Source organism: Actinomadura syzygii, assembly GCF_008085905.1.
GTDB lineage: Bacteria > Actinomycetota > Actinomycetes > Streptosporangiales > Streptosporangiaceae > Spirillospora > Spirillospora syzygii.
Window position 1 is genome coordinate 168,144 of the sequence record NZ_VSFF01000002.1, and the last position, 26,521, is coordinate 194,664.

The 26,521-nt window shown below is 73.4% G+C and carries 20 protein-coding genes; 10 read left to right on the top strand and 10 right to left on the bottom strand.

Annotated features, from left to right (window positions below; genetic code table 11):
* The first annotated feature begins 95 nt into the window (after positions 1-95).
* From fxsA (FXF65_RS05000) to FXF65_RS05010, 3 genes are read left to right on the top strand one after another with little or no spacing between them, the layout of a single operon-like run.
* On the top strand, positions 96-290 hold the full coding sequence (fxsA, locus tag FXF65_RS05000; RefSeq protein ID WP_187412102.1) for an FxSxx-COOH cyclophane-containing RiPP peptide: 195 nt from the start codon (positions 96-98) through the stop codon (positions 288-290).
* A 9-nt stretch (positions 291-299) separates the two neighbouring features.
* Positions 300-1,535 carry an FxsB family cyclophane-forming radical SAM/SPASM peptide maturase gene (locus FXF65_RS05005; protein ID WP_246198363.1) on the top strand — a complete coding sequence of 412 codons (1,236 nt, stop codon included), beginning with the start codon at positions 300-302 and terminating at the stop codon, positions 1,533-1,535.
* On the top strand, positions 1,532-3,364 hold the full coding sequence (locus tag FXF65_RS05010) for an HEXXH motif domain-containing protein (protein WP_148348518.1): 1,833 nt from the start codon (positions 1,532-1,534) through the stop codon (positions 3,362-3,364). The genes FXF65_RS05005 and FXF65_RS05010 overlap by 4 nt, the downstream gene beginning before the upstream one ends.
* On the opposite strand, the gene fxsT (FXF65_RS05015) is transcribed toward FXF65_RS05010, so the two are convergent.
* The 5 genes from fxsT (FXF65_RS05015) to fxsA (FXF65_RS05035) all read right to left on the bottom strand — a co-directional run bounded on the left by fxsT (FXF65_RS05015) (position 3,329) and on the right by fxsA (FXF65_RS05035) (position 12,036).
* The gene (gene fxsT / locus FXF65_RS05015; RefSeq protein ID WP_148348519.1) at positions 3,329-7,477 is read right to left on the bottom strand and encodes an FxSxx-COOH system tetratricopeptide repeat protein; all 4,149 of its coding nucleotides are present in this window, start codon (positions 7,475-7,477) and stop codon (positions 3,329-3,331) included. The genes FXF65_RS05010 and fxsT (FXF65_RS05015) overlap by 36 nt on opposite strands.
* 8 nt (positions 7,478-7,485) lie before the next feature.
* Positions 7,486-8,496 carry an AAA family ATPase gene (locus tag FXF65_RS05020; RefSeq protein ID WP_246198364.1) on the bottom strand — a complete coding sequence of 337 codons (1,011 nt, stop codon included), beginning with the start codon at positions 8,494-8,496 and terminating at the stop codon, positions 7,486-7,488.
* 20 nt (positions 8,497-8,516) lie between these two features.
* The gene (locus tag FXF65_RS05025; protein WP_148348520.1) at positions 8,517-10,007 is read right to left on the bottom strand and encodes a VMAP-C domain-containing protein; all 1,491 of its coding nucleotides are present in this window, start codon (positions 10,005-10,007) and stop codon (positions 8,517-8,519) included.
* A gap of 158 nt (positions 10,008-10,165) precedes the next feature.
* Complete coding sequence (locus FXF65_RS05030) at positions 10,166-11,470, bottom strand: MFS transporter (protein WP_148348521.1); 1,305 nt, start codon at positions 11,468-11,470, stop codon at positions 10,166-10,168.
* A gap of 371 nt (positions 11,471-11,841) precedes the next feature.
* Positions 11,842-12,036: an FxSxx-COOH cyclophane-containing RiPP peptide gene (gene fxsA, locus FXF65_RS05035; protein WP_148348522.1), complete on the bottom strand. Its 195-nt coding sequence runs from the start codon at positions 12,034-12,036 to the stop codon at positions 11,842-11,844.
* A 338-nt stretch (positions 12,037-12,374) separates the two neighbouring features.
* Between fxsA (FXF65_RS05035) and fxsT (FXF65_RS05040) the strand changes: the two genes are divergently transcribed.
* Positions 12,375-14,876 (top strand): FxSxx-COOH system tetratricopeptide repeat protein, encoded by a 2,502-nt coding sequence (gene fxsT / locus FXF65_RS05040; protein WP_148348523.1) that lies wholly within the window; start codon positions 12,375-12,377, stop codon positions 14,874-14,876.
* A 21-nt stretch (positions 14,877-14,897) separates the two neighbouring features.
* Here the strand turns inward: fxsT (FXF65_RS05040) and FXF65_RS05045 are convergent, their stop codons facing one another.
* The gene (locus tag FXF65_RS05045) at positions 14,898-16,196 is read right to left on the bottom strand and encodes an HEXXH motif domain-containing protein (RefSeq protein ID WP_148348524.1); all 1,299 of its coding nucleotides are present in this window, start codon (positions 16,194-16,196) and stop codon (positions 14,898-14,900) included.
* Positions 16,197-17,435 carry an FxsB family cyclophane-forming radical SAM/SPASM peptide maturase gene (locus tag FXF65_RS05050; RefSeq protein WP_246198365.1) on the bottom strand — a complete coding sequence of 413 codons (1,239 nt, stop codon included), beginning with the start codon at positions 17,433-17,435 and terminating at the stop codon, positions 16,197-16,199.
* Between the two features lie 126 nt (positions 17,436-17,561).
* Here FXF65_RS05050 and FXF65_RS05055 point away from each other — a divergent pair, with 126 nt between their 5' ends.
* Positions 17,562-18,359, top strand: coding sequence for a maleylpyruvate isomerase family mycothiol-dependent enzyme (locus tag FXF65_RS05055; RefSeq protein WP_148348526.1), 798 nt, complete (start codon positions 17,562-17,564; stop codon positions 18,357-18,359).
* Here FXF65_RS05055 and FXF65_RS05060 read toward each other — a convergent pair.
* Positions 18,356-18,871 (bottom strand): nuclear transport factor 2 family protein, encoded by a 516-nt coding sequence (locus tag FXF65_RS05060; protein WP_148348527.1) that lies wholly within the window; start codon positions 18,869-18,871, stop codon positions 18,356-18,358. The genes FXF65_RS05055 and FXF65_RS05060 overlap by 4 nt on opposite strands.
* Positions 18,868-19,743: an LLM class F420-dependent oxidoreductase gene (locus FXF65_RS05065; RefSeq protein ID WP_148348528.1), complete on the bottom strand. Its 876-nt coding sequence runs from the start codon at positions 19,741-19,743 to the stop codon at positions 18,868-18,870. Before FXF65_RS05065 ends, FXF65_RS05060 begins: the two co-directional genes overlap by 4 nt.
* A gap of 178 nt (positions 19,744-19,921) precedes the next feature.
* Between FXF65_RS05065 and FXF65_RS05070 the strand changes: the two genes are divergently transcribed.
* A complete protein-coding gene (locus tag FXF65_RS05070; RefSeq protein ID WP_246198366.1) occupies positions 19,922-20,857 on the top strand; it encodes an IclR family transcriptional regulator in 936 nt (311 codons plus the stop codon).
* Positions 20,858-20,896: 39 nt separating this feature from the next.
* Here the strand turns inward: FXF65_RS05070 and FXF65_RS05075 are convergent, their stop codons facing one another.
* On the bottom strand, positions 20,897-21,490 hold the full coding sequence (locus FXF65_RS05075; protein ID WP_148348529.1) for a flavin reductase family protein: 594 nt from the start codon (positions 21,488-21,490) through the stop codon (positions 20,897-20,899).
* 251 nt (positions 21,491-21,741) lie between these two features.
* On the opposite strand from FXF65_RS05075, the gene FXF65_RS05080 reads away from it, so the two are divergent.
* The 4 genes from FXF65_RS05080 to FXF65_RS05095 are packed head-to-tail and all read left to right on the top strand — an operon-like array spanning position 21,742 to position 26,499.
* A complete protein-coding gene (locus tag FXF65_RS05080) occupies positions 21,742-22,611 on the top strand; it encodes an alpha/beta fold hydrolase (protein WP_148348530.1) in 870 nt (289 codons plus the stop codon).
* Entirely contained in the window at positions 22,608-24,269 is a 1,662-nt protein-coding gene (locus FXF65_RS05085; RefSeq protein ID WP_148348531.1) for an FAD-binding protein, read from the top strand. The genes FXF65_RS05080 and FXF65_RS05085 overlap by 4 nt, the downstream gene beginning before the upstream one ends.
* A complete protein-coding gene (locus FXF65_RS05090; protein ID WP_148348532.1) occupies positions 24,266-25,282 on the top strand; it encodes a ferredoxin--NADP reductase in 1,017 nt (338 codons plus the stop codon). The genes FXF65_RS05085 and FXF65_RS05090 overlap by 4 nt, the downstream gene beginning before the upstream one ends.
* A gap of 20 nt (positions 25,283-25,302) precedes the next feature.
* Positions 25,303-26,499, top strand: coding sequence for an acyl-CoA dehydrogenase family protein (locus tag FXF65_RS05095; protein WP_148348533.1), 1,197 nt, complete (start codon positions 25,303-25,305; stop codon positions 26,497-26,499).
* Positions 26,500-26,521: the final 22 nt, after the last annotated feature.

The following is a 26,521-nucleotide window of genomic DNA, read 5'->3' on the forward strand; positions in this document are numbered from 1 at the left end:
CGGTCGTCCCGGCAAGCGCCCCCGCGCACTACCGTAGGCGGGCAGGGATGATGCAGGGACGAGACCGGGTGCTCGGCCAGAGAGGAGGGCGCTCCGTGGCCTGTGCGGACGACCCGATCAAGACGGAGACCCTCGACGTCAGCGGCCTCAGCCTGGGGCAGTTGCGCGCCTACGAGGGGACGGCGCTCGGCGAGGCCGTCCGGCGGGTGCTGGCGGAGTCCGCCGCGCAGGGCGAGGCGGTGGCCGGGTTCGACTCCAACATGCCGCCGGTCGAGGGCTCGCCGTCATAAACTCGGCGGGTGCCCACAGGCGTTCGCGAAATCGGTTTCGGCGCGGCGGGGGAATGGCCGGAGAATGGGCTGGACGTCGCCGGTCTCGCGGCGTTCGGATGGCGTCCGGTCCCGTTTCGCGAGTTCGTCCTGAAGATCAGCAGTCGCTGTGATCTGGCCTGTGCGCACTGCTATGTCTACGAGGCCGCCGACCAGAGTTGGCGGTCCCAGCCGGTCCGGATGGAGACCGGAACGCTCCGCCGGACGGCCGCCCGGATCGCCCGGCACGTCGAAAGGCATCGGCTCCCGGAAGTCGACGTCGTGCTGCACGGCGGCGAACCGCTGCTCGCCGGCGCCGAATTCATCGACTTCGCCCTCCGGGAAATCCGCTCGGTCGTTCCGTGCGCGGTGCGCGTCGGCGTCCAGACCAACGGGACGCTGCTGACGGAGCAGACCCTCGCCCTGCTGGCCGCGCACGACGTCGGCGTATCGGTCAGCGTGGACGGCGACCGCGCCGGGCACGACCGCCGCCGCCGGTACGCCGACGGGCGCGGCAGCCACGCCGCCGTGACGCGCGGCCTGGACCGCCTCGCGGGCGACTTCCGGCACCTCTACCGCGGGCTGGTCTGCACGGTCGACCTCGCCAACGACCCGGTCGCGGTCTACGAGGCGCTGCTGGAGTCCCGGCCGCCGAGGGTGAACTTCCTGCTCCCGCACGGCACGTGGTCCGTCCCGCCGCCCGGCCTCGACCCGGGCGGGCCCGGCGCCCCGTACGCGGACTGGCTGATCGCCGTCTTCGACCGCTGGTACGGCAGCGCCGTCCGGGAGACCGGCGTCCGGCTCTTCGAGGAGATCATGAACCTCGTGCTCGGCGGGCAGAGCCGCAGCGAGAGCGTCGGGCTGTCGCCGGTGGCGCTCGTCGTCGTCGACACCGACGGCTCGATCCAGCAGGTCGACACACTGAAGAGCGCCTTCGCCGGGGCGCCGCGCACCGGGTTCACCGTGGACCGGCACGACTTCGACGACGTCCTCGGCCATCCCGGCGTCGTCGCGCGGCAGATCGGGCGGTCGGCGCTGTGCGCGGAATGCTCGGGGTGCCGCGTCCGGCACATCTGCGGCGGCGGCAACTACACGCACCGCTACCGGGCCGGGCGCGGCTTCCGCAACCCGTCCGTGTACTGCCGCGACCTCATGAAGACCATCGACCATGTGGCCGGGCGGATGCGCGCCGACCTGCTCCCGGCGGGCGCGGTGGTCCGCGGATGAGGAACCACGAGATCCCGGCCGGGCACTTCGCGGCGCTCGCGGCCGGGGACGGCGACGCCGCGACCGTCCGGCTGCTGCGGACGGCCGAGTACAGCGGCCAGTTGCTGCGGCTCCGGGCGCTGCTCGACGCGCGTCCGCCGCTGGACCGCGACGCCTACGACCTGCTCGCCGCCGCGCAGGCCCACGCGCCCGGCCGGGTGGTCGACGTCCTGCTGTACCCGCACGTCACGGCGTGGTCGGCGGCGTGCCTGCGGCGGTCGCGCTCGGCGGAGGCCGCCGGGCCCGACCTGGCGCATTTCGCGAACGTGGCGGTCGCGGCGGGCATCCGGGCGGGGCTGTCGTTCACCGCGCCCGCTGTGGTCCGGGACGGAATGGTCGGCCTCCCGTCCCTAGGCCGCGCGGAGGTCGGGCCGTCCGGCGGCGCGGGGACGGCGACCGTCCGGTGCGCGGCCGGGAGCGTGGAGATCTCGACGGCGGACGCGCGGGTCGCCGTCCCCGCCGATCCGCGGACGGACGCCCCCGGCTGGCGCGGGTTGCGCCGACTGTCGGTCACCGCCGGCGGAAGCACGCTCGACGTCCACCTCGACGACCTCGACCCCTACCGGGACAACCACCGGCTCGGGCCCGCCGACCGGCTGGACGACGCCGCCGCCGACGCCTGGCGGCGCACCCTGGACGGCGCCTGGCGCTTCATCGCCGACGACGACCCCGGCCGGGCCGCCGCCATGGCCGCCGGGCTGAACGCGCTCGTCCCGCTGGCGACGCGCGGCGGGCGGGGCGGGCGGCGGGGCCTCAGCGCCACCAGCACGGACGCCTTCGGCGCCGTCGCGATCACCCGGCCGCGTGACGCGCTGCTGTTCGCGGAGTCGCTCGTCCACGAGTTCCAGCACGTCAAGCTGTGCTCGCTGCTCGGCAGCGTCCCGCTGTACGCGGACGGGCCGGGCGAGCGGCACTACTCGCCGTGGCGCGACGACCCGCGCCCGCTCGGCGGCCTGCTCCAGGGCGCCTACGCCTACCTGGGCGTGACCGCGTTCTGGGGACGGCGGCGCGGGCGGCTGACGGGCGGCGACGCGGCCTACGGCGAGTACGCGTTCGCGCTGTGGCGCGAGCAGACCGCGTACGCGATCGGACGGCTGCCGGCCTCGGGCCGCCTCACCGAAGCGGGCGAGCGGTTCGTCGCGGGCATGCGCGCGTCCCTGGACCGGTGGGCGGACGTCCCCTTGCCCGCCGCCGCGCGACGGCGGGCGGAGAGCACCGCCGCCGACCACGCCCTCGTCTGGCGGCTGCGCAACCTGCGCCCCGACCCGGACGAGGTCCGCCGCGCCGCCGCGCGCTGGCCGTCGGCCGACCCCGGCCCGGCCTTCGCGGCCGCCTCGCTGCTGCCCGCCGACGTCCGTCCCGGCACGCCCGGCGCGCGCTCGGACCTGCGGGCGCTGTCGCTGCGCGACCCGGCGGCGTTCGCCCGGCTCGCCGCGCCGGGCGAGTCGAGCGAACTGGCCGCCGACCTCGCCCAGGTGCGGGGACGGCACGACGCCGCCGTCGCGTCCTACCGGGCGCTCATCGCGGCGGAGCCGGAGCGTCCCGAGCCGTGGGCCGGGCTCGCGCTCTCCCTGCTGGGCCGTGGCCGCGACGACGCGGCGACGGCGCTCGCCGCCCGTCCCGAGGTCGTCGCCGCCGTCTACCTGCGGATCGTCCAAGACGATGGCATCTCGCCCGATCCGGTGGAGGTCGCGCGGTGGCTGGCCCCGGCGGTGCGCGGCGACGTCCCGTCGGGCGCGCCGCGCTGGGACGCCTCAGAGCGGCGTCGGGGCGATGTCGCAGTCGAGTAGCCGTCCACTTTCCGCCGCCCGCACGTCGGGATGGTCGGCGCCGAGCGCGTCCGCCAACGCACGGACCGGCTCCCCGTCGCCCCGGTCCAGGCCGAGCGCGGCGCGGATCACCTGGTGGTTGTGGGCGGACGCCAGCGCGTAGACGTGATTCGGCCCGTACCGTTCCCGGAACCGCTCCAGCGTCTCGTTGGACCGGATGCGCGCCGCCTCCAGCCGTCCCATGTGGAACAGGTCGTTGACCAGGCCGACCGAGCAGCACAGCGCGAAGTAGTGGTCGGCGCCGAGGCTCTCGCGCAGCGCGTGCGCGGACGTGTCGTCGAGGACCCGCGCCCCCTCGTGGTCGCCCGACTCGCGCAGCGCCGTCGCGAGGTCCGCCGCGCAGGCGTGCGTGAACGGGTGGTCCATGCCGAGGACGTCGCGGTGCCCGGCGAGGGCGGTCTCGCCGAGCCGGTGGGCGCCGCGCGCGTCCCCCGTCGCCAGGTACGCCTGGACGAGCACGCGCCGCGCGGCGAGCGTGTCCGGGTGGTCGTCGCCGTAGCGCTGCCGGTGCAGCCGCAGCGTGTCCTCCGCGAGCGCCCGCGCCGCCGCGTGCGCGCCGAGCTTGCGCAGCGCGACCGCGTAGCTCATCTCGGTGTGCAGGACGAAGGCGTGGTCGGACGCGAGCGTCTCCCGCATGATCGTCAGCGCGTCCCGCTGGAGCGCGGCCGCCGCGCCGTAGTCGCCGAGCCCGTGCAGGTCGCGGGACAGCTGGCTCATCGCGAGCAGGCTGTTCCGGTTGCGCGGCCCGAGGCTCGCCCGCAGCTGGTCGAGGGAGTCGGCGTCGAGCCGCCGCGCCTTCTCGAACTCGCCGAGCAGCCGCAGGTCGATGCCGACGTTGTTGGCGACGCGGAGCGTCTCGACGTGCCCGGTCCCGAACAGCCGGGCCATCCGGCGCAGCGTGTCCTGGTCGAGGTCGAGCGCCTGCCGGAACGCCCCGCGCAGCCGCCGGTCGGCGGCCACGTTGCGGGCGGCGCGCATCGTCGTCGAGTGGCCGGGGCCGAACCGCTCGGTCGTCCGCCGGTGGATGTCGGCGTTCAGCGCGTTCGCGGCGGCGAGGTCGCCGAGGGCGCGCAGCACGGTGCCGAGTTCGCGGCCCGCGATCAGCACCGACTCGTCGTAGGGGCCGAGCTCCGGCCGCCAGCGGGCGAGCGCGGTCTCGGCGAGCGCGCGGCTGCCCTCGAAGTCGCCGAGCAGGTAGAGGTAGCGCATCTGGTCCAGCGCCACTCCGCGGACCTCGGTGGACGCGCCGTCGATCACTCCGGCGGGCAGCACGTGCGGGGCGATCTCGGCGCGGATCTCCCAGGTGGTCTCGTCGTCCGGCGGGGCGCCCGGGGTGGCGGCGGCGAGGATCCGGTGCACCCGCTCCTGGACGACCCTCCGCTCGTCGTCGGCGAGCCTGTCCTGCAGCATCGCCCGGACGAGCCGGTGGACCTGGAGGCTGCACGTCCCCGCGTCGTAGCGGCCGAGGGCGTAGCGGTTGATGTCGGACATGGCGCGGCGGAGCAGGTCGATGTCGGCGAGCGTGGCGCGCAACTCGTCGGGGAGCGTGTCGGCGGCGCCCGCCGACAGCAGCCCGCGCGCGACCGGCTCGGCGCCGAAGAACGCCCACAGCTCCAGGAGGCGTCCGGCGGCGGGGGAGTCCTCCAGGAGGCGTTCGAAGGCGAGGCCGAGCGTGGCGGCGAGCTCCGCCGGATAGTCGAGGGACAGGGTCGTCCCCGGCGCCCGCCGCAGCCTGCGGTTCAGCAGCCGCAGGTACTCCCGGCTCGGACGGCCCGTGACGGCCTGCCACGCCGCCGCCTGCTCGACCGCGAGCGGCAGGTCGCCGACCCGCCGGGCGAGCCGGTCCGCGTCGGCGGGGGTGAGGCCGGGGACGCGGCGGCAGAGCAGCGCGACGCTCTCCGCGCGCTCGAACACGCCGACGTCGGCGGCGGCGGTGCGCTCGGCCCACCGCCGGTCCCTGGACGTGACCAGCACGTGCCCGCCGGGGACGGCCGTCGTCAGCGCCCCCTCGGCCGCGTCGCGCTGGACGGGCATCAGCGGGACGATCTCGTCCGGGTCGGCGGCGTTGTCGTAGATGAGCAGCCAGCGCCCGTGCCGCCGGCCGGCGCGCAGCGCGTCCAGGAGCCGCTCGACGGTGCGGTTCACGTCGTCGCTGAGCGGCGTGCCGAGCCGCCGGGCCAGGTCGGCGAGCGACGACCTGGCCAGCGTGATCTGCTCGGCGGGGACCCACCAGACGAGGTCGTAGTCGGCCGCGTGGCGGTGCGCGTACTCGACGGCGAGCTGCGACTTGCCCTGCCCGCCGAGCCGCCGCGGGTCGGCGGGCAGGAGCGACGTCACGGCGGTGGGCAGCTTCGTCCCGACGTCGCGGAGCAGGACGTCGCGGCCGGTGAAGTCGGGGTTGCGCGACGGCAGGCCGCCGCCGAGCAGCGGCGCGGGAACGTCGCGGGCGTCGCGGGTGTCGTCGTCGGGCTCGTCCCGGGCCGCGCCCTCGCTCGCGGACGGCGGCGGACCGGTCGGCGCCGGGCCCCGCGCCGCCTCGGCCAGCCGTTCGGCGAGCCGCGCGTACCGGCCGCCGAGCCGGGCCAGGACACGTGCCGCGACCTGCGCGAACGGCGGGTCCTGGCGGAGGTCCTCGGAGCCCTCCCGGACGGCCCGCAGCAGCGCGGGAAAGTCCTGCGACGAGCCCCACCGCCCGCGGACGACGTCCCACACGCTCCGCAGGACGCCGAGCGCCTCGGCCCGTCCGAGCCCGCCGAGCAGGACGTCGCGGACCCCGTCGTGGAACTCGTACTCGACCCCGTCCGGGTCGGTCCCCGGGCGGGCGCGGCGCATCAGGCCGCCGAGGAACACCTCGGCCAGGTGCGCCGAGGTCGACTCCGGCAGCGTGGCCTGCTGGACGAGCGACATCACCTCCAGCCGCAGCGGCGCCGCCGCGAGGTAGCGCGCGAGCCGGAACGCCGTCGGCGAGGACGCGGCGCGGAACCGCTTCACCCGCTCGTCGGCGGACCGGCCGCCGTCCTCGTCCGGGTCGTCCGGGAAGTCGCGGACCGGCGGCGCGCCCGTGAACACGGCGACGGCGGCGGTCGGGCCCGTCCCGTCGCCGACCAGCTCCGCCCACGGGCGCAGCCAGCGCGGCTCCAGCTCCATCACCGGGACCGCGACGCCGGGCGGGACGCCGAGCCCGCCGCGCGGCCGGACGGTGAGCCGGTCGTTCGGCTGCCCCGCCCGGTCCGCGCTGATCCAGACGGGCTCGGACGGCGCCGCGCACCGCCACCACAGCCGCTGCGGCAGCGGCTGGAGGATCGCCACCGGGGCCGTCCGCGCCCACCGCTCCAGGACTGCGGCGGCGCGCCCGTCGCCCCAGGCCCGTCCGATGCAGTCGCTGAAGACGAGGACGACGCGGCGGCGGGTCGGGTCGATCAGCTCGTCCGGGCTGCGTCCGGGACCGGACGACGCCTCCCCGGTGCGCAGCACGAGCGTCTCGTCGTCGGCGTTCAGCCGCCACACGCGTACGTCCCGGAACGCGCCGAGCCGCTCCATCAGCGTGCGCAGCTCGGCGGCGAGGCGCGTCCAGACGACCATGGACGAGCTGCCGTCGACGACGAGCGCGAGGTCGAGCCACCGCTCCGGCGCGGGCTCCATGACCGGTTCCCAGATCCCCGTCTCCGCGATGCGCTGCGCCGTCGCGCCCTCGACGAGGTGCTCCACCGTCCGGGACGAGGACCGGCCGCGCAGCGGGCGCAGCGCGCGGGCGAGGCTCAGCGCGCGCGGGATCGCGGGCGCCGCCGGGGCGCGGACCGGGTCGCCCGCCGCCCGCGCCGTCCCTCCGACGTGCAGCCGGGCCTGCGGCGACGCCGCCGCGGGGCGGACCGGCCGCGGCGGCGCGGCGAGGCCGGCGTCCGGCGGCTCCAGGACGGCGGGCGGCGGCGTGTCGCGGACCGGCTCGGGTCCGGGCGGCGCGGGCGGCCGCGCGGCGGCGGGCTCCGCCGCGGGCGCGAGCCGCGCGAGCCAGAGCGCGTCGGCGATCTCCTCGGCGGTGGGCTGCGGATCGAGCGCCTCCAGCGCCTCGATCAACCGGCGGATCATCCCGGTCCGGCGGCGCCCAGCGGGCGCAGGATCGCGGTCACCAGCTCCCGCAGCGTCGCCTCGGACGGCCGCGACCCCGTCGTGCACAGGTAGACGGCGTTGAGCAGCTGGTCGGTGGCGAGGTCGCCGCGTTCGCGCCGGTCCAGGAACTCCCGGACGAGGTCGGCGCTCGCGGTCCGCGCGTCGGCGCCGAGATGGGCCTCGACGATCGCGGCGAGCTGCTCCGGGCTCGGCGGCTCGATCACCAGCCGGACGCAGCGCCGCAGGAACGCCGGCGGGAACTCCCGCTCGCCGTTGCTCGTGATCACGACGAGCGGGAACGCGTCGCACTGGACCCGGCCCCGGTCGACCGGCACCCGCTCGGCGCCCTTCGCGGGCATGACGTGCACGACCGGCTGGTCCTCGGGGAGGCGCTCCAGCTCCGGGATCGTGTAGCCGCCCTCCTCGAACACGTTGAGCAGGTCGTTCGGCAGGTCGATGTCGCTCTTGTCCAGCTCGTCGATGAGCAGCACGCGGGGGCGCGGGCGCGGCAGCAGCGCCGTGCCGAGCGGGCCGAGCCGGATGTAGCGCCCGATGTCGGGCGCCTCGGTGACGGCGCCGGGCGCGGCGGCCTGGCGCAGGCTCGTCTCGTGCAGCCGTCCGATCGCGTCGTAGCGGTACAGGCCGTCCTGGAGCGTCGCGCGGCTGGTGATCGGCCAGTCGAGGACGGTCCCGAGCCCCAGCTCGTGGGCGACGTTGTAGGCGAGCGTGGACTTGCCCGTCCCCGGCTTGCCGGTGACGAGCAGCGGACGCCGCAGGTGGAGCGCGACGTTCACCATCTTCACGACGTTCGGGTCCGGCCGGTACGACAGCGCCCGCTCCAGGCCGCCCCGGTGCGGCCGCCCGCCGTTCTCGGAGTCGAAGCGGCGCCACGGCGGCGGCTCGGGCAGCCGGTCCAGCCCGTCGTGCGTCGTGCCGTCCCCCTGGTAGATCATCCAGTCCGTGTTGGCCGTGTCCGTGCTCGTCACGGAAACCTCCCAGAGGCGGCTCAGGCCGGCGCGTTCAGCCGGACGTAGGGTTCGGGCAGCCGGTCGGCGTCGTCGAAGAGCAGCGTCAGGTCGAGGCCGAGGTGGTCGCCGTCCGGCGCCTCGTCGAGCGCGCGCAGCGCCTCCCGGCGCAGGGACAGGACGCTCTCCGGCAGCGTCAGCGCCCCCGTGTCCAGCAGCTCCTGGAACTCGTGCGCGAAGCGCTCCGGGTCGCGTCCGCGCCTGCACCAGGCCACGATCGGGACGCCCGCCTGGAGCGCGGCGCGCAGCTCGGCGGAGGCGTCGCCGCCGTCCGGGCCCGGCGGGAACGCCATGGCGAGGCACACCGAGGGCGTCTCCGCGAGAAGCATGCTGTAGAGACTCTCACCGCCGTACCGGCCGGGCTGTGTCACCCAGCACACCTTGGCGCTGTGGGGGTTGTCGCGCAGCCAGTGCCATTTCCGGAGCCAGTGGTGGTGGTAGGACCGCCTCCGCATCCGGTCGAGGCTCCGGACGACCACCGGGTGCTCGATGCCGAGCCGCCGCTCCAGCCCGTCGACCGAGATCCGCAACTGGTCGAAGGGCGTCCCGAGCAGGTCGCCGGGCAGCACGAACTCCAGCGTCATGTCCGGCGTGGGCCGGTTGACGACCTGGGGGTTCTCGCTCAGCAGCTCCTTCACGAGGGCGGGCAGCCCGTCGAACGGGACGGGGTCGCCGTCGTCGCAGTGCAGCATCAGCCCGTGCTCGCCCTCGACCTGGAGCCACGCCGACGCCAGGTACCGGTCGGCCGCGGCCCCGTCCGGCCGCAACTCGATGACCAGGTAGCTGCGCGGCCGGTCCCGCTCGGACGCCCGCGCCGCGCGCCGCCGCGCCGCGGCGAGGCCGGGCCGCAGCCCGAGCCGGTGCGCGATGGCGTCCGACCAGCTCCGCAGCGCGGCGGCGAGCGGGCCGTCGGCGTGCGCGGCGAGCTCCTCCACGAACGCCAGCAGCGGCGGGACGCCGTCCGCGCCGACGGTGAGGTCCTCCAGCCGGGCGAGGACGCCCCGCAGGTCGCCCGGGTCGGCGTCCAGCGCGGGGGCGGACGGGCCGGTCGCCGTCCAGTACAGGGTCCTGACCGCGGCGGGCTCGACGGCCTCGGACGCGTGCTCGCCGAGGGCGCGGACGAGCCGGTCGAGGTCGCGCCGCTCGCGCGGCCGCAGCAGCGGCTCGGGCACCAGCTCGTCGACGAGGTCGCGGGCCTCCTCCAGGGGCGTGCTCCCGCCGTGGATGTGCTCGACGACCTTCATCAGCGCGTGGAACGCGCCGGTGTAGGCGAGGCAGGAGTCGACCAGGTGCCAGATCTCGTTGAGGTCGTTGTCGTCCCTGGTCAGCGGGAGCGGGTGGCCGAGCTCCCGCTCCAGCAGGTTCAGGCACAGGTCACGGGCGTTGCGCTTGCGTATAGCGTCCAGCCTCCACAGGGCCTGGACCAGGCGGGACTGCTCCTCCACCGTCAGCGACCAGGTCACGTCCGACATTCCCCCACTTCGCTAACGAACCGCGGCGGCCCCCCATCGGTGGGCATATCGTACGCGCCGGTGGCGGTTCGCCAAGGCGGCCAATTCCGGCCGCGACGAAAGCGAGCTAAAGGTCCGTGTCGGATTGCGGGACCAGCGACCGCGCCGGAAGCGTCATTTCATGGCGCGGCGCGGGACGGTGTCGCCATTGCGCTGGTCGGCACCAGTTCGGGCGGCTGATTCGGCGCGGTGGGCGGCAGCCGATCCAGGTCACGCCGTTTTCGCGACCGCCACAGCCAGAACGAACTGATCGCGGCGACGGTCAGGGTGACGACCGTGACGAATCCGGTGACGATTCTCGTGCTCGACACGAGCGACAGCAGATATCCGGTGAACAGCGAGCCCAGCGGAACCGCGCCCTGCGTGACGAGATTGGTGACGCTCGTCACCCTGGCCAGCATGTCGTCGCCGGGCACCCAGGTCGCCTGGTGGACGGTGAGCGCCACGTTCATGTGCGCGCCGATGAAGCTGATCCCGCCCCACGCGGCCAGCCCGGTCAGTGGACGGTCACCGACCGCCGCGGTCGCGGTCATCGCGAACCATCCCCAGACACAGAAGAACAGGACGTAGACCTGACGTCCGGTCTCGGCCAGTCTGAAGCGCCGGAACAGCCGCGGTGCGACGATGGCGCCGAGCGTCCCGCCGAGCCCGGACGCCGCGAACAGAATGCCGATCATCGAGGTCGAGTCGAATTCGCGGTCGGCTTGGACGACGAGCATCAGAAAGAGCATCTGGAAGGCGAAGTTCGTCACCGCGCAGATCGTGACGACCATCCGTAAGAACGGGTCCTCCAGCAGGAAGTCCAGGCACTTGCGAAAACTGGAGGAGTTCGCCTGTTTTCGGGGCTGGAAGTCCTTTTGCCGCATACAATGCAGTGTGATCGCGGAGAAGAACGAGGAAGCGGCGTCCGCGACGAAGGGCAGAGTGCGGTTCAGGCCGTAGAGAAAACCGCCGAGCGGCCGACCGAGAAGGAGTGCGATATGGCTGCGCGCCTCATTTCTCGCCATCGCCTCGGGAAGGGCGTCGGGCGTGACGAGCCTGCGCACGACGGTGACTTCGGCCAGGTCGTACAGTGCCCCCAGCGCCCCTTCCGCCGCCGCCGCGCCGATCAGCAGGAGGCCGGGATGGAAGTCGAAGGCGAGCCCGACGGCCAGCATCACCGAGATCGCGACCCGGGTGTACTGGCAGGTCAGCATGATCAGGCGGCGGTCGAAACGATCCACCAGCATCCCGGCGGGCAGGGTCAGGAGCAACCGCGGGCAGGTTCCGGCGGCGGCGACCCAGCCTGCGAAGACCGGCGAGTGGGTGAGCGAGAGGGCGAGCAGCGGCAGCGCGATGGCCGCGTTCATGCCGCCGAGCTGGGAGGCCGCCGACCCGCTCCACAAATATGTGAAATCCCGCGACAGCGCCGCCTTGGAATTCACGTGCGCCCGCCTGGGTCATCCGGGGCCGCCACCTAATGTGCCCTCCTTGCAACTCGTGGTGGCCGGTTTCGCCTCCGGAAACTCACCCGCCGATCAGGAGCCGGGGCCGGATGCGCACCAAACCCGTGAGATTCTCGCTCATCGACTTCGGTGGCCATGGCAAAGCATGCGGAATGTCGCTAAAGGCGCGCTGAAGCTCCGAACGAGAACCTACGGCACCGTAGTATGGGACCGCAGGCAGACTCTAGTGGAGCCGGCGGCAGAATAAGGATCTTTGCCGAAAAAGGCCCGCGTCCAGCGGGTTTCGCGCAACCCTTGAGTTGCCGCATACCACGGGCGGGGCGCGGCTTGTTCGCCGCTGCCGCGGGTGCTCAGTGAGCGGACGCCGCGGGGATCTCGCCGGGGTTGCTGTTGAAGCCGGCCGTGGCCGGCTCGCCCGGGGCGGGGGCGAGGATCTCGTGGAGCAACCCCGCGAAGACGGACTCGCCGATCTCGTCGTCGAGTTGGCGGAGCGACAGCCCGGACACATCGATCAGGCCGCCCTGGAATGTGCTCTCCTGCTGCATGGGATCTCCTCAGCACGATGCCGCCCCGGGCCGCCATCCCGAGCGAACGGCCGGTAAACCTACATAACGGCACGATATCAATGAAGCTGGGAGATTCCTAGCTTGGTGCCGGGTTCATCCGCCGCACTGAAGATCCCCAATGCGGAGCGGGTTGTGGTGGCGACGAAATGCCGTGGAGCGTAGGGCCGAAATTCGCGCGACCGGAAAACCCGGCTGATCGGGGATTTGTGCCACGTGACCCATTCCACTGCTGGCCCGGCTGGGATATTACGGTATCTGAGCGTGCACGATGGATTGGCGTTCAGGCAGTGATTCGGCGAAATGCGGAGGTGGGACGCATGACGCACCCGCAGGCGGTTCCGGCGGTGTGGGGAAAGGTTCCGCTGCGGAACAAGAACTTCACCGGACGTGAGGAGTTGCTGACCGAGCTCAAGACCGGCATCTCCCGGCAGGTCACCGCCGTGCTGCCGCACGCGCTGCACGGCCTCGGCGGCGTCGGCAAGACCCAGATGGCGGTCGAGTTCGCCTACCGCTACCAGGACGACTACGACATCGTGTGGTGGGTCCCGGCCGACCAGCCGTCGCTCGTCCTGCCGATGCTCGCGAACCTCGCGCCGCACCTCGGGCTGCCGTCCGCCGCGACCCTCGGGCTGGAGGACACCGCCAACGCGGTGCTCGACGCGCTCCGCCGCGGCGATCCGTATGGCCGCTGGCTGGTGATCTTCGACAACGCGGACCAGCCGGAGGACCTCCAGCACCTCCTGCCGCAGGGCGGCCACGTCCTCGTCACCTCGCGCAACCCGCGCTGGGACAGGGTCGGCCACACCGTTCAGGTGGACGTCTTCGCCCGCGAGGAGAGCGTCGCCTTCCTGGAGAAGCGGGTGCCGCGCGCGATCAACGCGGCGGACGCCGACCGCCTCGCGAACGAACTCGGCGACCTGCCGCTGGCCCTCGAGCAGGCGGGCGCCCTCCAGGCCGAGACCGGCATCTCCGTCGCCGAGTACCTCCGCCTGCTCGCGGAGTACACCCGCCGCCTCCTGGCGGAGGGGAAGCCCACCGAGTACCCGGCCTCGATGACCGCCGCGTGGCGGCTGTCGGTGGACAGCCTCGCCAAGCGGCTGCCCGAGGCCGTCGAACTGCTGCGCTGCTGCGCCTTCTTCGGTCCCGAGCCGATCCCGCGGGACGTGTTCAGCCGCACCCCGCCCGGCATGAGCCAGCCGCTGGCCGGGCTGCTGCGCAACCCGATCAAGCTCGCCCGGGCGTTCGGCGAGGTGGGCCGGTACGCGCTCGCCAAGATCGACTCGGCGAACCGGACCGTCCAGGTGCACCGGCTGATCCAGGCCCTGCTGCGGGACGAGCTGTCCCCCGCCGACCAGGCGCGGTTCCGCAGCGAGGTGCACATGCTCCTGGTGGCCGCGATGCCCCCCGAGGACGCGGAGTCCTCGGTGAGCTGGCGCCGCTACTCGGAGCTGACCCTGCACGTCGAGCCCGCCGCCGTCGCGCGCAGCCAGGACCCGGACGTCCGCAAGTTCGCGATCAACATCGTCCGGTACCTGCGGCAGTCTGGAGACTACGCGTTCGCGCAGACCCTGGTCGAACGGCTCCTCGACCAGTGGGCGGCCGACTCCGGGGAGGACGACCTCGACCTCCTGGAGGGCAAGCGGCAGTTCGGCAACATCCTGCGAGACCGGGGCGAGTACGGCGCCGCCTACGAGTCGAACCTGAAGGCCATGGAGCGGACGGAGGCGGTCGCCGGTCCCAACCACCGGATGACGTTCTACTTCCTGAACACGCTCGGCGCCGACCTCCGGGCGCGAGGCGACTTCGTGGCCGCCCGCGACCACGACCTCCGCTCGGTGCAGAGGCACGAGGAGTCCTTCGGCCCCGCCGCGGTCGACACGCTGCGGGCGATGCACAACCTCGCACTGGACCACGGCCTGAACAGCGAGTACGTCAAGTCGCGCGACATGCACGAGACCGTCTACCTGCGCTTCGGCGAGTCGGCGGACGCCACCACGACCAACCTCAGCAACGCGTTCAGCGGGCTGGCGCGCTCGGTGCGCCTCTGCGGCGATTTCGCGGAGGCGTGCGACCTCGGCGAGGAGGCGCACGCCAAGTGCGTGGACGAGCTCGGCCCCGAGCACCCGCTGACGCTCCACGTCGCCAAGGACCTCGCGATCGCCCTGCGCCGGTCCGGCGAGCTGAGCCGGTCGCTGGAACTCGCCCAGGAGACCCACGCGCGGTACGTCCGGCTGTTCGGGCTCGACCACCCCGACACGCTCGCGGCCACGATGTCGCTGGCCAACAGCCAGCGCAGCGTCGGCGAGCTGGAATCGGCGCTTGAGCTCACCGCCGACACCGTCGTCCGGTACCCGAAGGTCTACGGCCCTGAGCACCCGTACAGCCACGGCTGCGCTGGGAACCTCGCGGTGCTGCGCCGGGTGTTCGGGGACGCGGAGACCGCGCGGAAGCTGAACGAGAAGGCGCTCGCCGGGCTTGAGGTCAAGCTCGGACGCGACCACCACTACTCGCTCACCGTGGCCACCAACCTGGCCAGCGACCTGCTCGTGCTGAACGAGACCGACTCGGCGTGCAGGCTCGGCCGCGGAACGCTCCGCAGGCTGAAGGCGATGATCGGCGACGAGCACCCGATGACGCTCGCCTGCGCCGCCAACCTGTCCGTGGCGCTGCGGGCGAACGGCGACGAGCAGGACGCCGAGCGGCTGCACAAGGAGACGATGGACACCTACGCGCGCAGGCTCGGCCTGGAGCACCGCGACGCCGTCGTCGCGGCCGAGTGGCGCAACCTCGACTGCGACTTCGACCCGCCGCCGATCTAGGTCTCCGCGGCCGGGACCGCGCTAGGGGAAGCGCGGCCGCGGCGCGGTCTCGCCGTTGCGCCGCCGCCAGGCGGACAGGTGCCGGTCGGCGGCGTCACGGGCGAGGCGGAGCGCCTCGTCCTGGACCGGCTCGTCCAGCCAGGCCCCGACGGTACGGCCCATCTCGCGGACGAACCGGGCGCCCGCCGGGGTGAGCCGGCCGCCGCCCGCGAGCGAGCGGACGACGTACTCGGTGGCCGCCCGCCAGCGGGCGAAGTCGCTCTCCGCCCTGAGCAGTGCCGTGCCCGTCTCGTGCCTGCGCCGCGTCCGCCAGAACGCCGCGATGCCGAGGTGGGCGTAGGCGCCCTGCAGCAACCCGGCGGTGGGCCTCGGATCGTCCCGCCAGGGGGCGTAATGGGTGCTGCCGTCGTCGGGCCCGGTCAGCCGGACGAGGTCGAGCAGCGCGGTCAGCTTGGCGTGCTGGACCTCGTGGACGAGCGTGACCGCGAAGAAGGCGGCGTCGGGCGGGCTGGAGAGTCCGACGCTGCCGAAGACGTCCCGTGAACTGGCGCTGGACAGGCCCCGGTCCGGTGGGGCGAGGGGTGTCAGCACGCTGATGAGGGCGGCGACCTCCTCGGCCGCCGGGCGGTGGTGGTCGACCAGGATCCGCCAGGCGTCGGCGAGGGTCGCCCGCCAGCCTTCGAGTTCGTCCGGGAGGAGGCGGTGGGGGAGCCGTTCGCCGCCGGGCATGCGGTCGGGGTCGTGGTCGTCCAGCAGGAGGGCGATGGACATGCCCCGATGCGACGCGGTCAGGCGGCGCAGCGCCTCCCAGCCCGGCGCGTCCTCGTGGACGTCGGCGGGAAGGCGGGTCCGGACGTCCCCGGCCGTGATCTCCGTGCCGCCGGGTCCCGTCCGCACGAGGGCGCTCGCGTGGCCGGGCAGCGGCGCGCGGCCCAGCGCGGGCAGGACGACGGCCCCGGCGCGCGCCTGGACCTCGATCTCTGCGGGGAATCCGGCTTTGATCGCGGCGGCGGCGGCGAGGGCGGCGTACTCGCGCGGGTCGGCCGTGGCGGGTTCGGCCAGCACGCGCCGCGCCCATTCGCCGACCGTCGGATACCGCAGCACCGCCTCGACCGCCCGCGGGTCGACGTCCTGGATTCGCGCGAGGAGGTCGTGCGCGCGGGCGGCCGCCGGGCCCGCCGCGTCCCGCACGCCGCGCAGCAGCAGGAGGCGTTTGCTGTACTGCGACCTGAGCAGCACGTCCGCGGCGGACGCGCCGCCGCCGCCCGCGGCGAGCGCGAGGAAGTCCCGCTCGGGGATCTCATGGACGCCGAGGCTCATTCACCGCTCCCCGGCAGCCGTGCGCGTGAGCGCGTCGACGTCCTTGGCGACCACGTCCCGGATGTGGGTGATGAGGCGGAGCAGGTCCCGGCAGTAGACGGACGCGTTGGCGAACCCGGCGCCCGACCGGTACCGGTGCGTGTAGAGCCCGCCCCCGCACACCCGGTGGACGGGGCAGCCCTCGCACGTCGGGGCCAGCGCCCGGCGGCCGATCTGGCGGGCGGCCATCGCGGGCAGCATGAGCGCGGCGTCGAACGGGTCGCGGCGGACGTGCAACTCCGTCTGCGTCGCCCCCTCGTAAGCCGACTTGAGCGTGTCGACCTGCTCGATGGCGCCGTTCGTCTCGACCACGGCGACCGCGACCGGCGACAGGCCGATGCCCTCGCTGAGCGAGGGCCGTCCGAGCAGCAGCCGGAAGATCTCGGCGAACAGCCGGACCCGGGTCTCCCGGACGGGCGCCCGGTACCAGCGGTCGAACACCGCGACGAGCCAGTCGCCGTAGGGCGTCCCGGAGCCGGTGCCGAGGCCGGGCGGAGGAGTGTCCCAGTTGCCGTGCGGGAGCAGGAAGTCGACGACGCGGGGACCGTGCGCGATCAGCGCCTCGTAGGTGGCGACCGGGTCGTTGTCCAGGTCGATCGTGCTGAGCAGCCCGGTGAAGAGGTGGCGGTACGCGGGCGCCGTCAGCCTTCGCAACCCGGCGGTGACCTCCTGATGGCTTCCGGCTCCGTTGGCGCGGCGGCGGTGCCGGTCGTGGCCCCCCTCGTCGCCGTCCAGGCTGACGCTCACGAGAATGCCGAGTTCATCGAAGAGTTTCAGGTAGACCGAATCCAGCAGTACGCCATTGGTCTGCACATGGAAAGTCACCGAGGTCGAAGAATCGACGGCCGAATTGACCGCGTCGACCGCGTACCTGATGTGTTCGGCGCCGGCCAGCAACGGTTCTCCGCCGTGCAGGATCACGGCGATCCGGGGCAGCGCGTTGGACCGCGCGTGCTCGGCGATCCGGGCGGCCACGTGGTCGATCGTGGCCCGTGACATGCGGCGGGGCTGGCGCCGCCAGCTCTGGTCCGCCATCTCGTACATGTAGCAGTAGTCGCAGGCCAGATTGCACCGGCTGTGTATTTTCAGGACGAACTCGCGGAACGGGCTCGGCCGCCAGCCCTGTTCGAGCAGCTCCTGCACGTTGAGCGTGGCGGGCCATTCGCCCGCGGTGGACGTCGGCGCCGCACTCACGGTCACACCGATCAACTCCCAGGTCGAGTTCCGGCACGGCAGAGTACGCCCCATAACATTTATATACACATCTCCGTGATCAGTGAATAGCGCGGGCGCGGCGGTTTCCGGCGGTCGGCGTACGCTCTTCACGTGCGCACCATCATCGCCGCTTACGAGCAGACGGTCCGGTCCAGCCTGGAGCTTGCCTCGACGCTGGACGGGCGCGACTGGGACCTCCCCACCGAATGCCCCGGCTGGACGGTCAAGGACCAGTTCTCCCACCTCGCAGGGGTCGAGCTGGCCCTGCTGGGCGACCCGTCCCCGGACGTCGAGGTGCCGGAGTTCGAGCACGTCCGCAACGACTTCGGGAAGTTCATGGAGCTCGCCGTCCACGCGCGGCGGCCGGTGCCCGGCCCGGACGTCGCGGCGCATCTCGCGGGCGCGCTGGAGCGCCGCCTCGCCGAGCTGCCCGGCATAGACCCGGAGCGCGTCGTCATGTGCCCGGACGGCCGCGAGGGCCCCTACACCCGCTTCATGAAGTTCCGCGCCATGGACTGCTGGACGCACGAGCAGGACGTCCGGCGCGCGGTCGGCCGTCCAGGCAACCTCGACGCCCCGGCCGCGCGGTGCTTCTGGGAGCTGATGAGCCCCGGCCTGCCGCGTGTGGTGGCGCGGAAGGCGAGCGCGGAGCCCGGCCGGTCGGTCGCGTTCCGGATCTCCGGCCCGCCCTCCTACGACGTGGCCGTCCGGGTGGATGACGACGGCCGCGGCCACCTCGCCGAGCCCGCCGACGCGGGCGCCGACCCGGCGGCCGAGCTGGGCATGGACTGGGAGACCTACGTCCGGCTGACCGCCGGGCGGTGCGCGCCCGGCGCCGTCACGGTGACCGTGAAAGGCGACCGCGAGCTGGCCTCGCGGGTGCTCACCGCCATGGCGATGACGCCCTAGCCGTCCTCCGGTTCGGGACGGTGCCGGACGGCCCCCGGGAAGTGCGAGGCGAGCAGGTCGGGCGACTCCTCGCGGCCGTCCAGGACGCGGCTCGTCCGGTTCGCCACCCGCCAGCCGAGCGGCGTGCGGCGGAGCCGCCAGCGGTTCGCGGTGGCACGGCGCACCAGGAAGCCGTCCGGGCCGTGCACGATCATCAGGGTGTAGCCGGTCGCGGTCGCCTCGTCGCCGGACACGATGACGTGCGGCGGCCCGGCGAAGTGCGCGCAGCCCCCGGCGATCCAGCCCTGGTGGCCCTCGGAGCGGACCATCGCCTCGACCTCCGCGCGGCCGGACATCAGCAGCTCGTCCACGTCGTAGACGCCGTCCTCGCCCCACAGCGCGGCGACGTCGGCGGCGCAGCCGCTGTCCACCAGCGGGGCGTAGGAGAGGATCAGCCGGGTGACGGCGCGTTCGTCCTCCAGGTGGCGGAGCCGCGCCTCCAGCGCGTTCAGCCGGGCCTCGACGTCGGTCATCGCTCCTCCCCGAAGGTCAGCTCGAACGGGTCGGCCAGCTCGCGCAGCGCGGCGAGCTGGTCGCGGTAGTGGGCGGGGGACGTGGACGCGAACCGGGCGCCCGCGATCGTCGCGCCCGCCTCGCGCAGTTCGGCGAGGGCGGCGCCGGTCGCGTCCGGGTCGCCGATCGGGTCCAGCGGGCGGGACGTCCCGAGCACCACGTCGAACCCGGCCGGGACGTCGGCGTCCGCGAGCATCGAGGCGAGCGTGCCGAGCGGCAGCCCGAACGGCACCCAGCCGTCGGCGTCCAGCGCGCGGCGCAGCGAGCGGGCCGTCCGGCCGCCGATCCAGATCGGGACGCGCTCCTGCACGGCGTGCGGCTCGACGACCAGCCCGCCGAAGTCGTAGAACTCGCCGTGGTACTCCGGCAGCCGCTTCGACAGGGACGCGCGGAGCGCGGCGATCGCGTCGTCCGCGCGGGCGCCGCGGTCCGCGAACGGGGCGCCGAGCAGCGCGAACTCCTCCTGGAGGCTGCCGACGCCGAGGCCGAGCGTGAGCCGCCCGCCGCTGACCCGGTCGAGCGTCCCGTACCGCTTGGCGATGGCGAGCGGGTGGTGGTAGCCGACCACGAGGACGTGCGTGGCGAGCCGGATCCGGGACGTCCGCGCCGCGATGTGCCCGAACGTGGCGAGCGGGTCCCAGTAGACCCCGCCGCGCTGCTCGGCCGCCTCGATCGGGACGGCGACGTGCTCGCTGCAGCTCAGATGGTGGTAGCCGAGCCGGTCGGCGGTCTCGGCGATCCGCGCGATGTCCTCGATGCCCGCGTCCCGCTCCCAGGCGGCGGGTCCGGGCGGCGGCTGCGCCACCACCGGTGTGACGATGCCGACACGCATCGGTGCTCCCCTCGTCGCAGGAAAACGTTCTATCACGGCGTTTCGCGCGCGACGCGGGCCGGGTCGGGCCCGGGAAGCTCGTGCTGACCTCGCTTTACGCCCCCTCTTCCCAGGAGACCAAGCGGTTGCTAGATTCCAGATAACCAGAATTCATTTCAGTTGTTCTCTGGGAGGTGCGATGACCGAGGTCATGGCGTCCGGATCACCGCCGCGACCGGCGCAGTCGGTGCGACCGGCGCAGTCGCCGCCGTCGATGATCGAGCGGATGACGCTGATCCTGGACGCGTTCAGCGGCCCGACCGCCCGGCTGACCCTGGAGGACGTCGCCCGCCGCACCGGGCTGCCGCGCTCCACCGCGCACCGGATCCTGGACCAGCTCGTCCGGCAGCGCTGGCTCGCGCACCACTCGTTCGGCTACGGCCTCGGGCAGCGCGCCCTCGGGCTCGGCGGCCGGGACGGCGGGCACGGCAGGGTCCGCGAGGCGGCGGCGCCGCTGTTGCACGAGTTGCAGGTCACCACCGGGCTCGTCGCGCACCTCGCCGTCCTGGACGGCGCCGAGGTCTACTACCTGGACAAGCTCGGCGGGCGGCTCGCCGCGTCCGTGCCGTCCCGGGTCGGCGGGCGGGCGCCCGCGCACTGCACCGCGCTCGGCAAGGCGATGCTCGCCTGGCTGGAGCCCGAGCGGGTGGACGCGCTGCTCGGCCCCGAGATCACCCGGCTCACCAGCCGCACCATCGGCGAGATCCGGACGCTGCACCAGGAGCTGCACCGGATCCGGCAGCGCCGCGGGCTGGCCTTCGAGCGCGGCGAGTCCTTCCCCGGCATCGCGTGCGTGGCCGCGGCGATCCGCGGCCCGGAGGGCCCGGTCGCGGGGATCTCGCTGGTCGGCGACATCCGCGCGCCGCTGGAGAACGTCGCGCCGCTGGTCGTCACGGCGGCGCGGGAGACGTCGCGGATCCTGTTCCCCGGCCTCGGGGCGACGACGCGCGGCGGCGGCCGGGCGGGCGCTCGGGCCCGGCGGAGCGCGGCCGAGCGCGGCGCGGAGGCGGCGACGTGGTCGCCGGAGACGATGAACCGGCTGCTCGCCGTGGACGGCCGCGGCGACTGGATGTGACGACGGGCCCCGGACCCGGCCCACGTCTCGGTCCGCGGGTCAGCCCCAGCCCCAGCGGTCGCCGACGCCCCACGGGTCCGGCGCGATCGGCGCGTCCGGCTCGTTGATCCCGAACCGGCTGCGGAAGAACACCATCGGACGCCGCCAGGCGCCGTCCCGGACGTCGTGCCGCTCGATCCCGAGGACACGCCCGATCACCACCTCGTGGTCGCCCGCCCGGTGCACGCCGTGCACGACCGCGTGCACGCAGAGCAGGACGTTCGGCAGCACGGGAGTGCCCCAGGGCGACACCTCCCAGTCCAGGCCGTCGAACTTGGCGCCCCGGCTCGACCCGAACCGCTCGCAAAGCTCGCGCTGCTCCTCGGCGAGGACGTTGACGCAGAACCGTCCCGCCGACCGGATCCGCGGCCACGACCGGCCGCGGACGTCCGCGCAGAACAGGATCAGCGGCGGCTCCAGCGACACCGACGCGAACGACTGGCACGCGAACCCGACGGCCTCGCCGCCGTCGAGGGCGGTGACGACGGTGACGCCGGTGGCGAACTCCGCCATGGCCTTGCGGAACTCGGCCGGGTCGGGAGCGTCGCCGGGCGCGGTTCCGGGCTTGTCGGTGAGCGCTCGGTCGGCTGGCATCTGTCCACCTCTGGGGTCGTCGCGGGGGCTGCCCACGTCCAGAACTCGGTTCGGGTCGCACGGGTGGTGCTAGTCAAAGTGTCCATGACGGTCAAGCGCCCCGGACGGTCCCGATGAGTGGAAGACGCCGCGAACCCGGCGGGGGACGGTCGCCGTGAGACGCGCGTCCCGCTGATCGGGATCGGCGGGACGGCCCCGGCCCGGCCGCGATTACGTTCCGGGCAAGCCCATCCTCGGAGGACAGAGAGACCATGCCCACGGAGTTGACCCACGAGTCGACGTCGCGCGAACTCGCCACCGACCGGGGCGTCCTGCGCTACCACGAGGCGGGCGAGGGGCCGCCGCTGCTGATGCTGCACGGCTCGGGCCCCGGCGTCACCGGCTGGCGGAACTTCCGCGGGAACCTCGTCCGGTTCGCCGGGCACTTCCGGTGCCTGGTCCTCGAATTCCCGGGGTTCGGGGTGAGCGACCCGACCGACGAGCACCCGATGGCGGCGGCGGGCGGCGCGGTCGTCCGCTTCCTGGACGGCCTGGGCCTCGACCGGGTCGACGTGATCGGCAACTCGATGGGCGGGATCATCGGGACGCAGGTCGCCGTGAAACACCCTGAGCGCGTCCGGCGGCTGGTCACGATCGGCGGGATCGGACGCAACATCTTCAGCCCCGGCCCCGGCGAGGGCATCAGGCTGCTGATGGAGTTCACCGACGACCCGACCCGCGAACGCCTGATCCGGTGGCTGCACTCGATGGTCTACGACCGGCGGATCGTCACCGAGGAGATGATCGAGGAGCGCTGGGAGCAGGCCACCGACCCGGACACTCTCGCCGCCGCGCGCCGCATGTACGGGTCGAAGGCGATGGCGGCCCGCGCGAAGGCGATGGCCGGTTCGGACGAGCCGCCGTACTGGGCGATGCTCCACAAGCTCAGGGCCAAGACCCTCATCACCTGGGGACGGGACGACCGCGTCAGCCCGGTCGACATGGCCCTCGTCCCGATGCGGACGATCCCCGACGTCCAGGTGAACATCTTCCCGAACTGCGGGCACTGGGTGATGATCGAGCAGAAGTCCGCCTGGGAAAGCGCCGTTCTCGCGTTCCTGACCCAGGAGGACGAATCATGACCGGCTGGGACCACGAGTTCGACTTCGTCGTCGTGGGCAGCGGCGGCGGCGGAATGGCCGCCGCGCTCACCGCCCGCGACGCGGGAATGAGCGTGCTCGTCGTCGAGAAGGGCTCGAAGTTCGGCGGCTCCACCGGAATCTCCGGCGGCGGCATCTGGATCCCGAACAACCCGACGCTGAAATCGCGCGGCCACGACGACAGCCGCGAGTCGATCCGCCGCTACCTCGACCTGCTCACCCAGGGCCGCGTCCCGGCCGCGCGGCTCGACGCCTTCGTCGACAACGGCCCCGCCGCCATGGAACTCATCTGCAAGAGCAAATGGATGCGGTTCTTCTGGACGAAGGGCTACGCCGACTACCACCCCGAACTGGACGGCGGACGTCCGCTCGGCCGCTCCATCGAGGCGAAGCCGTTCGACACCCGCAAACTCGGCGACGACGAGAAATACCAGCGTCCGAACAACATGAAAGGCCCGCTCGGCCTCTGGATCACCAGCAAGGACTACCACGACCTCGCGATGGCGAAGCGCACCTGGGCCGGACGCCGGGCATCGCTGGTCGCGGCGTGGCGGGTGTCGTCCAACCTCGTCCGGCGGCGGCACATGGCGACCGGCGGACGCGCGCTCGTCGCGCGGCTGCGGATGGCGCTCAAGGACGCCGGAGTCCCGCTATGGCTGAAGACCGGCATGCGGGAACTGGTCAGCGAGGACGGCCGCGTCACCGGCGTCGTCGCCGCGAAACGGGACGGGACGACGCTGCGGATCCGCGCCCGCAAGGGCGTCCTCCTCGCGACCGGCGGGTTCGACCACAACCAGGAGATGCGCGAGCGCTACCTGCCGAAGGGCGGGCGGGAGGACTTCGCCATGGGCGCCCGGGAGAACACGGGCGACGGCATCCGCGCGGGCGAGGGACTCGGCGCCGCGCTCGACCTGATGGACGACGCCTGGTGGATGCCCGCCGTCCGGCACCCGGCCGGGGCGACGATCCCGCTCGTGTCCGAGCGCGCCATCCCGCGCCAGGTCATCGTGTCGCCGGCCGGGACGCGCTTCACCAACGAGGCCGCCCCGTACGTCAACTTCGTCCACGACCAGCTCGCGGGCGGGCACGTCCCCGCCTGGTTCGTGATGGACGCCAGGGCCCGCGCCCGCTACCCGTTCGCGCAGATCCTGCCGGGGGCGCCGATCCCGAAGGCGTTCTACGACGCGGGGATCGTGTTCAAGGCCGACACGATCGAGGCGCTCGCGACGGCGATCGGCGTCCCGCCGGACGCCCTGGCGAAGACCGTGGAGACGTTCAACGGCCACGCCCGCGCGGGCAGGGACCCCGAGTTCGGACGCGGCGACTCCGCCTACGACCGCTACTACGGCGACCCGAACCTGCCGAACCCGAACCTGGACGTCATCGACACCGCGCCCTACTACGCCTTCCGCCTGGAGGTCGGCGACCTCGGCACGAAGGGCGGGCTGGTGTCGGACGAGCACGCCCGCGTCCTGCGCGCGGACGGCTCGGTCATCGACGGCCTGTACGTGACGGGCAACTCGTCCGCGTCGGTGATGGGCAACGAGTACGCGGGGCCGGGCGCGACGATCGGCCCGTCCATCGTGTTCGGCTACATCGCGGCGCGGCACGCCGCCGGTGCCGGAGACGCCGGGACATGACCACCTTGAAGGCGCGGGTCGTCGACGTCGTCCACGAGACGGCGGACGCGCGCTCGCTCGTCCTCGAACCCGCCGAGGGCGACCGGGACCGGTTCTCCTACCGTCCCGGGCAGTTCCTGACCGTCCGGGTCCCGGCCGGGGACGGCTGGGCGGCCCGCTGCTACTCGCTGTGCAGCTCGCCGCTCACCGACGACCGGCTGAAGGTGACGGTCAAGCGGGTGGACGGCGGCCTCGGGTCCAACTGGATCTGCGACAACGTCACGGCGGGCGACGTGCTGGAGGTGCTGCGCCCGGCGGGCACCTTCACGCCGTCCTCGCTGGACGACGACCTGCTGCTCGTCGCGGGTGGCAGCGGCATCACCCCGGTGATGTCGATCCTGAAGTCGTGCCTGGCGGGCGGGCGCGGCAGGGTCGCGCTCCTCTACGCCAACCGGGACGAACGCTCGGTGATCTTCGCGAGCGAGCTGCGCGCGTTGACCGAGCGGCACCCCGACCGGCTGACGGTCGTCCATCTGCTGGAGTCGGTGCAGGGGCTGCCGACGTCCGCCGCCGTCCGCTCCCTGGCCCTGCCCTACTCCGGACGGCAGGCGTTCCTCTGCGGCCCGGAAGTCTTCATGGACCTGGTCACGGACGCGCTCGGCGACCTGGGGCACCGCGTCCACGTCGAACGGTTCTTCTCCCTGGAGGGCGACCCGTTCGAGGACCCCGACGAACCAGAGGCAGAGGTCAGCACCGACGCCGCCGAGATCGAGGTCGAGATCGACGGCGAGACGCGGACCGTCCCGTGGCCGAGATCCGAGCGCCTCCTCGACACCCTGCTCCGCGCCGGGGTCGACGCGCCGTTCTCGTGCCGGGAGGGCAACTGCTCCGCCTGCGCCTGCGTGGCGCTTGAGGGCGAGGTCACGCTCGACGCCAACGCGGTCCTCGACGAGCGGGACCTCGCCGACGGCCTCATCCTCGCCTGCCAGGCGAGACCGGTCAGCGACCGGCTCAAGATCACCTACGACGGCTGAACACGGACACGGGAGAGGCGATGACAGCAGGGCGGGCGAACCGCGTGCTCGACACGATCATGGAACGGGCGGAGCAGATCCGCGAGCTCGGCCCCGCCAACGAGGCCCTCGGCAGGCTGGACGACAAGGCCGCGCAGGCGCTCCGCGAGGCCGGGGTCATCCGGCAGCTCCAGCCGGAGGCGCACGGCGGACTTGAGGTCCACCCGCGCGAGTTCGCCGAGACGGTGATGGGCGTCGCCGCCCTCGACGGGTCCACCGGCTGGGTCGCGGGGATCGTCGGCGTCCACCCGTGGGAGATGGCCTACGCCGACCCGAGGGTCCGCGACGAGATCTGGGGCGACGACCCGGACGTGTGGATCGCGTCGCCCTACGCCCCGATGGGCGTCGCCCGCCCGGTGGACGGCGGCTACGTCTTCAACGGGCGCTGGCAGTTCTCGTCCGGCACCGACCACTGCGACTGGATCTTCCTCGGCGGGATGGTCGGCGACGCGGACGGCAAGGTCGCGCAGCCGCCCCGCTCCCTGCACCTCATCCTGCCCCGGTCGGACTACGAGATCGTCGAGGACTCCTGGGACGTCGCCGGGCTCAAGGGCACCGGCAGCAAGGACGTCATCGTGAGGGACGCCTTCGTCCCCGCCTACCGGACGCTTGAGTACGGCAAGGTCGTGGACGGTTCCGCGGCGCGCGAGGCGGGGCTGACCAACCCGTCCTACCTGATGCCGTTCTCCTGCGTGTTCCCGCTCGGCATCACCTCCGCCGTCATCGGGATCGCGGAGGGCGCGCTCCACCACCACCTCGCCTACCAGCGCAACCGCGTCCAGATCACCGGCACGAAGATCAAGGACGACCCGTACGTGCTGTACGCGATCAGCGAGGCGGCGGAGGAGATCAAGGCGTCCAGGACGGCGCTGCTCGACAACTGCTCGCGCGTCTACGACCAGGTGGCGGCGGGTCGTCAGCCGACGTTCGCCGAGCGCGCGGCGGGCCGTCGCACGCAGGTTCGGGCGGCGTGGCGGGCGGTGCATGCGATGAACGAGATCGTCGTCCGGTCGGGCGGGAACGCGATGCGCAACGACAACCCGATCCAGCGGTTCTGGCGGGACGCGCACGTCGGGCTCGCGCACGCCATTCACGTGCCCGGCGCCGTCTACCACGTGTCCGCGCTGACCGAGCTGGACATCGAGCCCCCGCACGGCCCGATGCGCTCCATGATCTGAACCCACGAGGAGAGGTGCGTTC

What these genes read in the sequence shown, in the direction of transcription:
- FXF65_RS05010 (WP_148348518.1), top strand. Translation starts at nt 1,532, where the DNA reads ATGAGGAACCACGAGATCCCGGCCGGGCACTTCGCGGCGCTCGCGGCC.
- FXF65_RS05025 (WP_148348520.1), bottom strand. Translation starts at nt 10,007, where the DNA reads ATGTCGGACGTGACCTGGTCGCTGACGGTGGAGGAGCAGTCCCGCCTG.
- fxsA (WP_148348522.1), bottom strand. Translation starts at nt 12,036, where the DNA reads ATGCAGCAGGAGAGCACATTCCAGGGCGGCCTGATCGATGTGTCCGGG.
- fxsT (WP_148348523.1), top strand. Translation starts at nt 12,375, where the DNA reads ATGACGCACCCGCAGGCGGTTCCGGCGGTGTGGGGAAAGGTTCCGCTG.
- FXF65_RS05045 (WP_148348524.1), bottom strand. Translation starts at nt 16,196, where the DNA reads ATGAGCCTCGGCGTCCATGAGATCCCCGAGCGGGACTTCCTCGCGCTC.
- FXF65_RS05060 (WP_148348527.1), bottom strand. Translation starts at nt 18,871, where the DNA reads ATGACCGACGTCGAGGCCCGGCTGAACGCGCTGGAGGCGCGGCTCCGC.
- FXF65_RS05065 (WP_148348528.1), bottom strand. Translation starts at nt 19,743, where the DNA reads ATGCGTGTCGGCATCGTCACACCGGTGGTGGCGCAGCCGCCGCCCGGA.
- FXF65_RS05070 (WP_246198366.1), top strand. Translation starts at nt 19,922, where the DNA reads ATGACCGAGGTCATGGCGTCCGGATCACCGCCGCGACCGGCGCAGTCG.
- FXF65_RS05075 (WP_148348529.1), bottom strand. Translation starts at nt 21,490, where the DNA reads ATGCCAGCCGACCGAGCGCTCACCGACAAGCCCGGAACCGCGCCCGGC.
- FXF65_RS05080 (WP_148348530.1), top strand. Translation starts at nt 21,742, where the DNA reads ATGCCCACGGAGTTGACCCACGAGTCGACGTCGCGCGAACTCGCCACC.
- FXF65_RS05085 (WP_148348531.1), top strand. Translation starts at nt 22,608, where the DNA reads ATGACCGGCTGGGACCACGAGTTCGACTTCGTCGTCGTGGGCAGCGGC.
- FXF65_RS05090 (WP_148348532.1), top strand. Translation starts at nt 24,266, where the DNA reads ATGACCACCTTGAAGGCGCGGGTCGTCGACGTCGTCCACGAGACGGCG.
- FXF65_RS05095 (WP_148348533.1), top strand. Translation starts at nt 25,303, where the DNA reads ATGACAGCAGGGCGGGCGAACCGCGTGCTCGACACGATCATGGAACGG.